11 protein-coding genes and 1 pseudogene are annotated in these 14,150 nt (G+C 39.8%); 8 read left to right on the forward strand and 4 right to left on the reverse strand.

All coding sequences use genetic code 11. From position 1 onward, the window contains the following. Window positions 1–25 precede the first annotated feature (25 nt). Window positions 26–357 (reverse strand): annotated as a pseudogene (locus M1D70_RS05000) (transposase); the annotation flags it as partial. A 1,306-nt stretch (window positions 358–1,663) separates the two neighbouring features. On the opposite strand from M1D70_RS05000, the gene M1D70_RS05005 reads away from it, so the two are divergent. From M1D70_RS05005 to M1D70_RS05020, 4 genes are all read left to right on the forward strand, one after another. Then, complete coding sequence (locus tag M1D70_RS05005) at window positions 1,664–2,611, forward strand: restriction endonuclease PLD domain-containing protein (RefSeq protein WP_456289292.1); 948 nt, start codon at window positions 1,664–1,666, stop codon at window positions 2,609–2,611. Between the two features lie 35 nt (window positions 2,612–2,646). Beyond that, complete coding sequence (locus M1D70_RS05010) at window positions 2,647–4,581, forward strand: Z1 domain-containing protein (RefSeq protein ID WP_456289293.1); 1,935 nt, start codon at window positions 2,647–2,649, stop codon at window positions 4,579–4,581. Window positions 4,582–4,624: 43 nt separating this feature from the next. Continuing rightward, a complete protein-coding gene (locus tag M1D70_RS05015; protein WP_456289294.1) occupies window positions 4,625–5,362 on the forward strand; it encodes a hypothetical protein in 738 nt (245 codons plus the stop codon). Between the two features lie 135 nt (window positions 5,363–5,497). Continuing rightward, a complete protein-coding gene (locus M1D70_RS05020) occupies window positions 5,498–6,622 on the forward strand; it encodes a DNA cytosine methyltransferase (RefSeq protein ID WP_456289295.1) in 1,125 nt (374 codons plus the stop codon). Between the two features lie 15 nt (window positions 6,623–6,637). Here M1D70_RS05020 and M1D70_RS05025 read toward each other — a convergent pair whose 3' ends face one another. Then, window positions 6,638–7,063 (reverse strand): very short patch repair endonuclease, encoded by a 426-nt coding sequence (locus tag M1D70_RS05025; protein ID WP_456289296.1) that lies wholly within the window; start codon window positions 7,061–7,063, stop codon window positions 6,638–6,640. Between the two features lie 892 nt (window positions 7,064–7,955). Continuing rightward, a complete protein-coding gene (locus M1D70_RS05030; protein ID WP_456290388.1) occupies window positions 7,956–8,300 on the reverse strand; it encodes a helix-turn-helix domain-containing protein in 345 nt (114 codons plus the stop codon). Between the two features lie 276 nt (window positions 8,301–8,576). On the opposite strand from M1D70_RS05030, the gene M1D70_RS05035 reads away from it, so the two are divergent. Next, the gene (locus M1D70_RS05035) at window positions 8,577–9,062 is read left to right on the forward strand and encodes a hypothetical protein (protein WP_456289297.1); all 486 of its coding nucleotides are present in this window, start codon (window positions 8,577–8,579) and stop codon (window positions 9,060–9,062) included. A gap of 690 nt (window positions 9,063–9,752) precedes the next feature. Here the strand turns inward: M1D70_RS05035 and M1D70_RS05040 are convergent. Then, complete coding sequence (locus M1D70_RS05040; protein ID WP_456289298.1) at window positions 9,753–11,081, reverse strand: helix-turn-helix domain-containing protein; 1,329 nt, start codon at window positions 11,079–11,081, stop codon at window positions 9,753–9,755. Between the two features lie 279 nt (window positions 11,082–11,360). Here M1D70_RS05040 and M1D70_RS05045 point away from each other — a divergent pair, with 279 nt between their 5' ends. The 3 genes from M1D70_RS05045 (at window position 11,361) to M1D70_RS05055 (ending at window position 14,128) form a co-directional block, all read left to right on the forward strand. Beyond that, entirely contained in the window at window positions 11,361–12,059 is a 699-nt protein-coding gene (locus tag M1D70_RS05045) for a nuclease-related domain-containing protein (RefSeq protein WP_456289299.1), read from the forward strand. A 42-nt stretch (window positions 12,060–12,101) separates the two neighbouring features. Further along, window positions 12,102–12,674 (forward strand): hypothetical protein, encoded by a 573-nt coding sequence (locus M1D70_RS05050; RefSeq protein ID WP_456289300.1) that lies wholly within the window; start codon window positions 12,102–12,104, stop codon window positions 12,672–12,674. 437 nt (window positions 12,675–13,111) lie between these two features. Then, window positions 13,112–14,128, forward strand: coding sequence for a carbohydrate-binding protein (locus M1D70_RS05055; protein WP_456289301.1), 1,017 nt, complete (start codon window positions 13,112–13,114; stop codon window positions 14,126–14,128). Window positions 14,129–14,150 lie beyond the last annotated feature (22 nt).

Here is a 14,150-nt window from a genome sequence, read left to right on the forward strand (position 1 = left end):
TGAGGTCGTTCAGCACACTCAGTTAGAACTTTGCAGACTTGTTCTCACCGATCCACATACCCAGAATGTCCTCATTGCGGTCAGATCAATACCGATTACCATGTAGGCCGCATTGTTCACGATCGAGCCGTCCTGTTTCACTTAGAAATGAACGGCATCCAGGAAGACAACGGGTCAGACAGCTTGCAGCTGGCGACACTCCCTGATGAGCGGAACAATCTTGTTCGTCACGTTCTAGCGTTGGCGAGACGTCGACACCTTAGAGTTGATGTGGATGATTTTGAAATTCTCGGGTGCTGAGTCCTTGACGTTGAGCGCGAAAATCTGTTCCTCATTGCCGGTTACGTTCGATAGATGATTAGTCCGGATTACCTAAAATAAAAACCCTAGTAGTTTCACTAGCGTTTACGATGATATTAGCGAATACTCCCGCTTCCGCTGGGAACAATTTATTATCAATGAATAGTCGACACATGTTGAGAGCTCAGTGTTACTAAAATGGAAAGGGGCTAGTGAATAAGCGCATCGATTCTTACGCCCCGATCAAAGCGGGACGGGTAATGTTGTAATGAATTTTATTTGAGGCTTTCCTGACCATTACTTTTGTGCTTACCTTTTGCCTTCATTCTTTCTTGTACCGCTTGTTACTCCTCCATCGTAATGATGACAAGATGTGGGCGGTGGTGGATGATCTGTTTTTATCAGCGTCTACCTTTTTTGCTTTTTGGAAATAATCCATCAATCCATAAGTGAGAGTTATTATCACCGGCCACTTTAAACACCGCCCATTAGAAACTTTTCCCTGCGCCAATCATACCATATAGGATTACAAATTTGGTAATATTTCAGGCAGATATTAGAGAAGATTTAAGTGCTTTAGACTACAGAACAAAAGCCTCAGTAATTGAGAGTGTGGGTCTTCTGGGAACGTGAGTAAGTCCAATAGAAGCCACGAAAGTCCTTGGAACAAGGGTTATCAACTCATTATGAAGTTACAACATCCACATAACCCCTTTGGCGGTTTTGACTGCTACATAATACGGTCAAAATAATCAACTGCATCTTGTTGCATATCCCTGGTAGCATGGTTTTAAACATTTAGTGTCATGGATGCATTCGTGTGATCGAGGCGATCTGCAACTACTCAATTACGCTAAATCCAGCGATAATCAGTTAATGACAATGATCGGCAGCTTGAAGCTGGGTCTATCGAAGTCCGATTTAAGAGACGACAATATATGAGCTCGAATTCCAAATAGCAACCATGGCAAGCAATATTTGCGCCCACGGGGCGCTTTTCTTTTTCTAGAATGCAGGAATACCTATATTAATGTCGAATTTAGGACTAGGGCTTTATTGAAATTAAGAAATACTCAGCTTTGTTTGATCTTTAATAGTCATTAAGACCTGTGACTTTTAGGGGATAAACGAATATATGCTCAGGTACAAAGATGTTAAGAACATGTTTGTTATCGGTGATGGTTTGTTATCGATGATGAAAAGCTTCCTGCTAAGACAGATAAGCTCATTTATAATCGTGTATGTGATATTTATGTGCCCGATTTCGAGTATTTCTCACAGTCATTTGATTTTGGCAACCCATATACCCTTGTGAGCGATATTGACCATAGGGAGATTTATAACCAAAAGGGAGGAAAAAACGATGCCACAATGGCCACATATTTATTCTCAAGTCATTAAGACCCCTTATGATGAAGGCAGAATGAACTTTCGTGCTCTAACAGGATATGGATCCTCTGCCTTTGTTCATCATCTTTTATATACATATGAAAGAATGTCTATCGACTTGATCTTGGGTATGGTAAAACAACAACCAATTACTATTTGGGATCACAACGAATATGTAAATCTAGTTCATAGTACTGGAAGATTACGAGTACGCTATTATAATGGTACCCCGCCAATACATACAAAAGCTGTATTGTGGAGAGGTGAGAATGGCGACTTTGATATAGCATATGCAGGTTCTTCCAATTTAACGTGGCATGGATTCAGAGATTATCAGGAACTTATGGTATCGGCAAATCCAGTAGAAATATTGCAGGTGTTTCCTGATGAACACTTACTGAAAGATTGTACTGACGCCGATATATTTGAGCACTTCCAGATGCTGTATCAAAGGGAGCCTGAAGTTTCTGACATTGATATTTCGGCGATAGGCGTTGCGGTTAGCGGATGTCCAAGTGTTGTGCTTAGACTAACGCAAAAAAAGGATGGTCAGGTGCATGGAAGAAGTGCGCTGAATTGGGGGCAACGAGAGGGGAGGGAACCTAATCAAGCGTACATTCCTATCTCAAGTGATATACATAGGGACAATCCTGATTTTTTTCCTGATTTAGCTGTCGAGTTTACAATTATTACTGATGACGGTGAAAGTTTTGTATGTACTGTTGCCCAGCAAGGAAGAAAGGCAATCCACACAAATCATGATAATAGCATACTTGGTAAGTATTTTAGAAGACGCCTTGGGGTACCGCTTGGTGAGAAAGTGGAAAAAGCGCACCTCGATCAATATGGAAGAGATTCGATAACTATATATAAGATGAACGATGACACATACTATATGGACTTTAGTCAGAGAAGGAGATAGAAATGATCCTAGACGGTTCGAAAGTTACTAGATTATTGAGAATTTTACGACACGACGGATTGAATCAAATAGAAGTCGATAAAATTAAAAGTAATGCTGTAAGGCTCATTGAGAAGGTCGGAGCTCTTAATGATCCAACCCGTCACGGGTTACTATTTGGGCAGATTCAAAGCGGAAAAACAAACAATATGCTTATGTCCGCTGCATTAGCGTCAGATAATGGTTTCCGACTGTTTATAATACTTACTTCTGATAACGTGTGGTTATATGATCAAACACTTGACAGGATTAATCAATCTTTGCCTGGGATGCAGACCTTAGGTAAGGACCAATGGATGATGGCACATCCAGAAAGAATACAAACAGCACTGCAAACGGGCGGTTTAGTATTGATGGCCACCAAGAATACTCATATACTCCAATCACTCATTGAATTTCTTGAGACGCACTGTTCTGATGAAATTCGCCCCATTATCTTTGATGATGAAGCAGATCAAGCTAGTCTTAACACTTTACTAAATAACGACACAGATGACTTAAGTGGTGTTAATGAGGCTATTGTAAATATTAGGGGCTATTTCGAGAAGCATGTTTATGTTCAAGTAACTGCGACTCCACAATCTCTATTTCTGCAACATTCGGAGAGCGATTTTGCCCCCCAATTTACAGTGACTTTCGAGCCTGGAGAGGGATACGTAGGCGGCGAGGCCTTCTTTGAAACTGAGCAACATCTATCACCAATGAGACTCTTTCCAGATAATGAGGTCGATAACATTCTCTCATCTGACATATTAGATGTAGAGGAGACTTGGGAAGCGGTCCCAACAGGGTTAAGAAAGGCGTTATGTTCATTCTTCGTTGCCGCCGCATCTAAATTGATAAATGGAGAAGGCACCGCATTCTCATGTGTCTGTCATGTCAGTCAACGACAAGATCCTCACAGGAGGATAGAACGTATTGTAAACAGCTTTGTGACTAGGCTTACTCGTGCTATGTCGAATCCTACATCCCAAGATAGTGCTCTTGTGATCGAGTATTTACGAGAAGCGTATGATGATATGAGGTTGACCAACCCCAATCCACAGTCTTACCAGGACATCATTCAAGAGATTGCAGAGTGCATAAATAGTACAAGCATTCAGTTGCTTATTTCAGGTTCAAGATCAGCAACATATAGTTCACCGTTTAATATACTGATTGGCGGTAATCGACTGGGCCGTGGTGTAACTATTAAAAGACTGTTAGTAACATACTACGGAAGAACAAGTAAATCACCACAGGTTGATACTATCTTGCAACACTCAAGAATGTATGGGTACCGCAAGAAAGATATGGATGTTATGAGGTTTTACATTTCAAGTTCATTATTGGAGATCTTCAGGGGTGTACATGATTCACATAAGCAACTTTGGACAATGGCACGACAAATAAATCCAACTGAAATGCAAGCCATTGTATTGTCTAGAACAACACATTCGTTATTACGAGCGACTCGTACGAGCGTGGTATATGTTGATGCCCTGGCTTTCTACATGCCTGGAAAGAGATATTTCCCGTACTCGCCACTGGTTAAAAATGTAGAAGTTTTGGATCAAATGCTATTACCCTTTATGGGCACGGGACAAGTAATGCAAGTTCCAATTGATATGCTTGTTGATGTCTTAAACCTAACAGTTTCTGATGAAACCGGGGGAGGTTCTTGGGATGATGAAGCAATAAGGACGTGCATGAGAAATATGAAGGGAATGTTCCATAACCGAGGCTTTATTGAGGTAAGGAGTACTAACATAAGCAAAGGTTATCGGGCATTGCTCTCTGGCGGCTCGGACCGTTTTGACCCGTCTGGTCCAACATTAACCATGTACAGATTTAATGGTGGAGTTGAGGAAGGCTGGGATGGACAACCGTTCTGGGTTCCTAACTTAAGATTTCCTGATGGCAAGAAATTTTTTATGTTCACTGTACTCTAGTGGGTGTGGCTAGAGACTGGGACCGCTAACTGAGGTGTAGTTAATGAACTTAAATCCTGAAAACCCGTTGATTGCCAAAATTGAAAAACACATCGATCAAGCAATACGGAGATACAAGAAAAACTTCAAGTCATTCGCAACTAAAGAAGAACACGGTTCAGGCGCGGTTGCTGATTGGTTTGGGTTGTTCAATGATCTATATATAATTGGTCCAATTGAAGAAGAAGATACTAGGATTGATTTTGAATTTAATCATAGACTGTTAAGCCCGCGAACAGAAGAATCTACAATAGGTGCGGATCTAATAATAACTCTAAAGATGGAATTGCAAGGTCTTAAAGTGGAGAAGGGTATACTATTGCAGCACAAACTTGATTCAAGTATGCGGTCAAACAACAAAAGTGATGTTAGAGTTGATACAACTCTTTTAAAGAAGCAAGTAACTGACATGCTTACCTTTTCCCAAAGTTCTTACATAATGGTATCCTCTATTCACGGATTTGATATTATTCCCGCAATAGAAGTGAGTGGTGCTGAGAAAATAAAGACGGACATCTTAGCCAGCTATTCCAATATGACATTTAGTCATTTCATATCTAGAGTATTTGTACCATGTTTTACTGGTGACAGCAAAATTACTAGTGCTGTTGCTGAGGCAAATAGTCTATCGGAGTTGCTAATAAGCATCAGTGCTAGAAAGAGTACGCAGGATACTGGCAAAAGCAATCCGCCACCCAAACCTAAAAATCCTCGCACACCCAGGAAGAAATCGAAAAAGTAACTCACAAAGGCTGGGGCTTCCCAGCCTTCTTCTTGTATATGGGGCTGCTTTATTTGTATGGTTAATGTATAATAGAACTACAGTTCGTGTGATTATGAAAAACACAAACAATATGAAATATGGAGTTGTTTGATAATGATATTTAATAAAGGAGAATTGTTTAGCGGTCCAGGTGGCCTGTCCCTAGGAGCACAACTAGCTGAAGTAGTCAGTCCAACAGGTGAAGTATTTAAAGTACAGCACACGTGGGCGAATGATTACGACCCTGCAGCATGCGAGACGTTCAGACACAATATTTGTCCTGACAACCCTGAATCTGTTATCGAAGGTGACGTAAGGACATTAGATATCGAAGCCCTTCCAAGAATCAATGCATTTTCGTTTGGATTTCCTTGTAATGATTATAGTAATGTTGGCGAGAAGAAAGGGTTTAATGGCGATTTCGGACCGTTGTACTCTTATGGAGTTAAGGTGTTGAATATTCATAGACCTCTCTGGTTTATTGCCGAGAATGTCGGAGGCCTTGAAAGCGCTAATGAGGGTGAGGCATTTGTTAAAATACTATCTGACTTAGAGCAGGCGGGTTACAACTTAACACCTCATCTGTATAAGTTTCATGAATATGGCGTTCCACAAGCAAGGCAGAGAATTATCATTGTTGGAATTAGAAAAGATTTAGGGTTGAGATTTAGAGTACCAGAACCAACTCATAGGTCTAATAATTTTAGAACTGCTAAACAAGCACTTGAAGAACCCCCAATCCCTGGAAACGCAACAAATCATGAATACACGAATCATCAAGGTAAAGTGATTGAGATGCTGTCGCATATTCCACCAGGTGAAAATGCTTGGTATGAAGGCTTGCCAGAACATCTGAGATTGAACGTTAAAAAGACCAAAATCAGCCAAATATACAAACGACTTCATCCTGATAAGCCTGCATACACAGTAACAGGTAGCGGGGGCGGTGGGACACATATGTATCATTATGCAATTCCTAGAGCACTGACAAATCGTGAACGAGCTAGACTTCAGACTTTCCCTGATAACTATGAGTTCTTAGGTGGAAAAGAAGCGGTAAGGAAACAGATTGGGATGGCTGTTCCGCCTATGGGTGCAAAAGTAATAGTGGAAGCTATTCTTAAGACGTTTGCGGGAGTGCCGTACAATTCAATTGAAGCTCATTGGACATTCGATAATTCAGAAGAAGAAGTAACTTTTGTTAAGAATAAAGTAAGAGACGAATATATTGTAAGGTGAACATTGGGCAGGGGGCTAACCCTGCCCTTTCACTTTATCAATAAAGGAGCTGAGCTCGCTGATTGTCCGATCAAATGAATCCTTCTTTAGCTGATGTTCCCAGATTCTCAGTATCGACCATCCCATACTTTGATAGTATTTGGTTACTTCATAATCTCTTTCTTTGTTACGATTAAGCTTTTTAAGCCAGTATTCCTGGTTATTTTTCGGCATATTACCGTGAATGTCGCAACTATGCCAAAAGCATGAATCAATAAATATGACTAATTTATACTTTTTAATCGCTATGTCAGGCTTACCAAAGAGTCCGCTGACATTCCTGCGAAATCGATAACCTCTTCTCCACAGTTCATTGCAGACTCTGTCCTCTAATTTAGTGCCAGTTGAACGTATCGCTTGCATGTTTTTCTTCCTATCTGAAGGCGTAAGGTTATCAGTCATAATCCCCTCCAAGCAAAACTCAAACAAACACATCTAAGATGGAGAACTTTGGGAGCATCAAGACATGTAAATCATCGAAGTCCTCTTGAAGTCTATGTTCAGATTCCAATATCAGATGCAGAGGCTTGTAATATCATTCCAGATACTATACTTAACGGTAGTACAATAGATGTTTTCTTCAATGCATATGTTAGGGCTTCTGTATCAGCCAAAAAGCGTAATAATAGCACAGGTATCACTACATCTTAAATTGTTTCGACGCTGGTATCGGATGTTAATCTGCAACCAGGCGATATGATTAAGGTGGAATTTACATCAGTTCATGACGTACAGTTCTCTAAGATTTAGATATTCAGTTCTAATTAATTCATTATATCAGATTATTATAACCAAACATGCATGTATGATAACATCCGTTATCATTCTATGATTATGAACCCAGGATTACATAGGAGTTGGACATTGTACTAACGGAATCTGATATTCTGAAGATCTATCAATCATTGGTCGAAGGCATATTACTGATCCGAATATTCGGACTGAGCATGTGTATAAGGCAGGGCGTGAGAAGAGTAGGGCCATTTTCTCCGTTCTCTAGCTCAGTTATATAAGACCGGTCGACACGGGAATTAGAGGCTCGGCTCATTTCGGGTGAGCTTTTTATATCATTTGATGTCAAGAATATATGAGTTTATCTCATTTCTTGGACAAAAACCTGCTTCACCGTCAGTTTATTACTATGCAACAGGGCACTGGTATCAAGGCTAAACGCTTTTTATAAGGCAGGAGAGAGGGTAACTTGTTTTTACTATAATAGTTAGTTTTTTAATCGATTTATAATATTTGATGATAACTCTAAAAAAGCTGATCGGAATCCGATCAGCTTTTTTAACTATTTCTCATCAATCCGCCGAAAAATTTCAATTAGTATATTACGGACCATCTCAATATCTTTCGGGTCTCGTTCTCTTAGTAAAGAAATAATATCTTTCATACCCGATTCCTCTGGCAGTTCTTCTTGTTCTTTCAAATATGTAAAAAGTTCATACACTCCAACATCTAATGCACTGGCAATCTTCGCCAGATTCTTCATGGAAACATTACGTTCGGCTCGTTCAATAAATCCTATATAACTTATATTGAAGCCAGCCTTTTCTGCCAATGCTTCTTGAGATAATCCTCTTAATTTACGAAGATCCTTTATACGTGCTCCGACTAATTTTAGGACATCAGGCATTTTTACACCTCTCTTTAATAGAAGTGTAGGGAATGTTTTGATTCGCAATAATACATAGATAATAAGTTATTTGAATAATTTACTACTATACGGTAATATTGTATGTAGTTTGTATTTTATTTATGCATCCTAAGTGAGTATTTATATCTATATGTTTACTCTTTTTGATCAACTGAGCTAGAAATACTTTTTATGCACCTGCAATTTTGGAAAGACCATTAAAGGAATTCAGTCGCAGCGGGGGTATCGCCAATAACGGATTAGGAGCTGACGTATGTGAATCATTCAACCTCCATCGATGAATGCAGAGATAGCAAAGATAGGCTGTTAAAAATTCAGGAATCCTCTATTCATTCCAAATTAATGATTAAGATGCAGCATTACGTACAGATCTATATGAACTCAGCAGCCCAGTTGATGCATCCGACCTCTGCTCATGTATGTATCTTGTTTAGTGATCGCGCTTTAGGATGCATGCTCAAGGCATTGTATATGAAGGAGAATAATTGCATGTTTGCTCCATCTTACTTTTCGCTTCAGGATGTCATCCAGCTTACGGGACAGAATTCCATCCCGGATTTGGATAAGGTGATGTTTATTCATACTCTTAATTTTGTGGTCGGATGTAATGATGCTTCAATTTTTCAACACATGGACGCCTCACAGCTTCAGAAGCTTCTGAACCGCGTGGACGATGTGCTGATTCACCTATCGGGTAGAGTGGCATCCAATCCTTCCGAGTTGTATCGCTCGATTTTTTAAAGAATGCATTTAAATACTGAAAGCATGTTGAAACAAGATATCATTATACGCAGATACTGGAGGTGTCTTCATGATCATTCAACTGGGCAATTTGAAGTGAATTCCGTACAATTGGTTACGAGTAATTGAACATAAGAAGGGTCATTACAATGGATATTAGAGAGTTCATGAATTGTTTTCAAGAAAGGTATCCTGATATAAATAGATTTGAGCTTGATCATCAAGAAATTAGAGAATTTGAAGATAGATTAGGGGGAAACTATCGTTATCGTTTTGTACTTTTCTAAGTGAATTCTCTAATGGTTTTTTTTACTTGATTGTGAACCTATGGGCGGGATTAGGGAGGAAACCTTGTTGGCAATATGTAAAAGTCATGTGATTCTTCCGGATCTCCCAGATAAAATACATTCGAGAGACAGATGAGCTCATAGATTCCAATTATCTTATTTCCTTTTCTATGTTTGATGCTGTTGAAAACTCTAATAATCACTGGGTTTTCATATGTGAGGAAGGAATCCCTAATAACGAGTACAATGAAGAGCCAAGGCTAGTGCAGCGATCAGCCTTGGCTTCTTTCTTCGTTCTCTAATTCACTTATATCAGATCAGTCACCTCGCGAATAGATGTTAAATTCATCGTGGGAGCATGCGGCTGCAGTTTAGCTACCATAACACAAGAACTCCTGCGAATCTAAGGATGGATAAGAGAACCGCTAACTTTTAACCTATCTCGTATTTTAGCATACCTTTGTAGACCGTCATGATCCAGCTTAGATTGTATATGCTCAATGGTTGTGCAGCATCTTACGATGTTGATTGCATTATTGTTGATGTAAGAGAACTCCAAACTATCCAGTATATATCTTGAGCCTTTTTGAATGTTATCCTTCCGTATATAATACATACCAACATCGGTAAGGAAATTGGCAAAGCGGTCATCCATTATATGTTCGGTATAACTGCCAACTGATTCTCGTCGCTTGAGATGATCCCTGATTAGTTTCTCAAATTTATCGAGATATTCGTCCATTTCAAAATGATACATGTTAGCTGCTTGGATGATTTTAAATAAAGCTCTTAGTATTTCGTTCTCCCTGGAAGAGATATACTCGATGTATGATTCTAGTACTTCTATGTTGCCTTTCATTAGATCATATAGATAACGGTTGCCTCTAGCCCATTCCTGGAACTGCTCTTTGGTACGTTCGGCAGCTTCATCTGATTCTTTAATCCAGCATTGATCCTCATAACAGGATAAATAATAAAGTGCTTGATCATAATCATCGTTATCTGCGGCTATGGAGCCTAACAGCAGATCGGAGTATAAAATATATCCAAACAACGGTTTGGCTGGCTCTATAGGTTTCCTATGAGGTCTGTTTTTATTATTTTTTTGTGCGTACAGCATTCTGGAGATGCGTCCCATTTCCTGAGCATAGTACTTTGCTTTATTCCTTTTATTTAAGGACAACAACGTGTTAGTTAAATCTTTTAAAGCATCTAATTGTACTCCTTCAGGAAGTCGCTTGACATAAGCTTCAAATTGTATGGTACAGTTCAGATTTTGTTCCTGATCCGAGTTTAGGGAGCAAGTAAATATCCTGTATTGACACAAACCTAATCTCTCGTTATGCTGGTGTTTTTCATTTTCGGCAACTTTTTTGTATATGATCAGAGTAGCCTCCCGATTACCCTTGTGAAATAGTGCTTCAGCGCTATCAAAGAGTAGGGATGAATAAGCTGGGTTATCGATGATCAAATCAACAGCCTGATCGATGCAGTAGAGTTTCCCTAGCTCGGCACATCGCATGATAAAAGGGCCAAGTCGCCTCCAGTTCGGAGTTGACTCATTTACATATAGAGAGTAAAAATAGCCTTCTTCCAGATTCATGGCTTTCGTAATTAAATCAAGACTTGAAACGGAGAGCGGCTGGTTCCCATTGATAAAGCGGCTGAGGGTACCAGAATTGATTCCCGATTTAATTGCAAAAGAGGAAATGCTGAGTTTTTCCTTCTCCAAGTAACGTAATAGCTCCGTACTGATTGTTCTGTCTGTAGGTACCAAAGATACTCGCCTCCAGATCCACATTCCATATTTAGGGAAATGACTTATATAAGTAAGTTAATGTATAAATATACGATGGGTCAATAACTTTGTAGTATGATTAGAGGCATTCTAAAATAAAGGGGAGAACGCAGCTAGTAATTAACTCTACTGAATGGAGTATGCAGAGGAGTACATCGCCTCTTAAGAAACGGATCGGATGAATCACCATTACATATAGAATGGAGCTTTCTTATGTTTGAAAAATTAAAATCCTTGTTCAAATCCTCTGATAAGCCAAAAGAAAAGCCGGCTCAACATACGAATAAAGCCAAAACATCAGGAAACAACGCCAAACCCAAGGTTCAATCTACCCGTATTGGTGAACTGGGTGAGCATAAGATTAATATTCAACTTGATCAACTCCCCAAGGGATGTAAGTATGTAAATGATTTAATGGTGACGAATTCGAAGTCCCGTACGGGCTACTCGCAGATTGACCATGTAGTGATCACGCCACAAGGATTGTTTGTCATCGAGACGAAGAACTACACAGGAGAGATTAAGGGAACAAGAGAGAATAAGTCATGGACGGTAAGTAACCGGTTTAAAATGTATAATCCCTTTATGCAAAATTACGGCCATATTCAAGCGATTAAAAGCTTGCTCCCTGACTACCAAAAGAGCCGGTTCATCTCATTGGTTTCTTTTACAATGCGTTGTAGATTCAGCGTGGATCCGGAACTGAGAAAAATCCAATCGGACGAACTGATTGTGTACGATGTTGAGCTTTCCGAATATATTCAGCGCAAAATAAATCGGATTCAAGCGGAGAAGATAGACACCGTTTTATCGGAATCTGATATTCAGAAGATCTATCAATCATTAATTGAGGCGAACATCACTGATCCGAGGATACGGGCTGAGCATGTGGATAAGGCAAAATTACGTTAATATTAACGAAGATATGATAACACCGGAAATGAGGGCATATTTATGAAAGGCAAATTCTCAACAATGGCATTATTGCTTAGCTTTGCAATTTTCTTTTCGTTTACGGGTAGTGTCTCTGCTGCAGCAAAGAAACCTAAGGATATCCTTGCTGAAAAGTACCCTAATGAAGTGGTTAAGATCGTCAAAACCGACGACATTAACAATGACAAGAAAAAAGAATCGTTTATTCTCACTGAATCAGGTAATTTTTATCTGATTAACGCAAAGGGACATGTTGTTTTAATTAACACAGGGATTGTAAGTGATGAAAGCTTTGAACCACCGACGTTCCAAGTGTTTACCGTATCGAAGAATGAGAAACATGTGGCTGTTACATTCTCTTATTTCCCATCGAATACCCAGTTATATGTATATCGACTTCAGTATGGGACCTTGAGTAAAGCTCTTCAATTAATGGGGGATCAGGGAGTTTACATTGATTCCAAGGGTAAAGTGCATCAGTACTGGAAGAACCATAGAATCGAAGGCGGCTGGGATCTGGCAGAGGGAATATTCACCTGGAATACAAAGACCAATAAGTACAAAGGTTCAGGAAAATACGTGCGACAGAGTTAACTCTAAGGAGATACATCAGATGGAATGACTAATTCATCAGGCATTGGGTGGGTATAACAAAAGGCGGGTGTAGTTAACCGCTCCATCATTGAGCAAATGCTATTCCTGAAATTTATTATCACTGTCAACTCGTCACATGTGGAGTGTTGCGAACTGTAGTGCATTAGGAGTAGAACGTAATTAAAGTCATCTCAAAGCCTATAAGTCGTGTTAAAGCCTAAAGTTGTGTTACAAGCCGGGCGAAATTCAGGTATCCACTCCTGTTTTTCCTCGGTTTTTTATTGAATCCTTCCCCCTTCATTTTTCCATAGTCTTTCTTCTGTTTTTGTGGAATTAATTTAGAAAATGGAAATAAAGTAAGATAATAGTACAGAAAAAACCTGTGGCATGTCCCATGGGAGCGCTACAGATAAATAAAAAACAAGGAGGTTTGAAAAATGACTAATAAAAGGTTTTCTTTTAAGCCCTTATCACTTTTGGTGGTTCTAGCAATATTTCTATCCACATTTTGCGCAGCCTTACCGTCAGTAAACGCAGCCGCTAGAGGAGCATGGGCTCCAAATACCGCATATGCAGTAAATGACACAGTAACCTATAGTGGAAGCACTTATACCTGCCTTCAGGCACATACTTCTCAAGTAGGTTGGGAACCGTCCAATGTCCCTGCTTTATGGCAGAAAGACGGTAGCGGCGGAACTACGCCACCAACGACACCACCGACAACGAACGGAGTAACATTCTATGCAGATATAAACTATGGAGGAAAAGCAGTGACACTTGGGATAGGGAATTATACACTGTCTCAGTTGAACGCAAACGGAATTCCGAATGACTGGATGTCGTCTCTTAAGGTTCCAAGCGGTTGGACGGTTGAAGTATATGAGAATGATAATTTTGGAGGAACCAAGTGGACCTTTACTTCAGATACTTCCTGGGTTGGCAACACGATCAATGACAAAATGTCATCGGTCAAGATTTATACGGGTTCACCACCTCCTACAGTAACAAAGCCTGCCGAGGTTCCAAGCCATATATGGACATATGTCATGAATGCGGACAATGCCTATGGGAAAGGCGGAGATTTTGCTTTATTGCTAAGTGCCGTTATCAAAAAGGAAAGCAACTTTGGAGCGGGTTTACCAGGTAGTCCATCGGCCGGCGACGGATTGATGCAGGTAGAACCAAACACACGCAATGCGTACTTATCTCAATTCAGCTCAAAATTTGGCCGTGCGTATAATCATAGTAGTGAACAAGATCAGGTATATCTGGGGGCATTAATTTTAAATGAGAAGATTACGAAGTTTGGAAATATCTACAACGGATTATTACACTACAACGGTGGAGATAACTGGTATCCGGGAGCTACGGATTCTTATGGCCGTCCGATTCTGGCAGATCAATATGCAGATGCAGTTTACGCTACATACAAGGGCTATGGTGGTAAGAATTAAGGGGTTACATTGATAGGTAAAT

Source organism: Paenibacillus sp. AK002, from assembly GCF_053903045.1.

Excerpts from the sequence above, each read along its gene's own strand:
- M1D70_RS05015 (WP_456289294.1), top strand. The coding sequence starts at position 4,625 with ATGAACTTAAATCCTGAAAACCCGTTGATTGCCAAAATTGAAAAACAC.
- M1D70_RS05055 (WP_456289301.1), top strand. The coding sequence starts at position 13,112 with ATGACTAATAAAAGGTTTTCTTTTAAGCCCTTATCACTTTTGGTGGTT.
- M1D70_RS05045 (WP_456289299.1), top strand. The coding sequence starts at position 11,361 with ATGTTTGAAAAATTAAAATCCTTGTTCAAATCCTCTGATAAGCCAAAA.
- M1D70_RS05025 (WP_456289296.1), bottom strand. The coding sequence starts at position 7,063 with ATGACTGATAACCTTACGCCTTCAGATAGGAAGAAAAACATGCAAGCG.
- M1D70_RS05005 (WP_456289292.1), top strand. The coding sequence starts at position 1,664 with ATGCCACAATGGCCACATATTTATTCTCAAGTCATTAAGACCCCTTAT.
- M1D70_RS05030 (WP_456290388.1), bottom strand. The coding sequence starts at position 8,300 with ATGCCTGATGTCCTAAAATTAGTCGGAGCACGTATAAAGGATCTTCGT.
- M1D70_RS05020 (WP_456289295.1), top strand. The coding sequence starts at position 5,498 with ATGATATTTAATAAAGGAGAATTGTTTAGCGGTCCAGGTGGCCTGTCC.
- M1D70_RS05050 (WP_456289300.1), top strand. The coding sequence starts at position 12,102 with ATGAAAGGCAAATTCTCAACAATGGCATTATTGCTTAGCTTTGCAATT.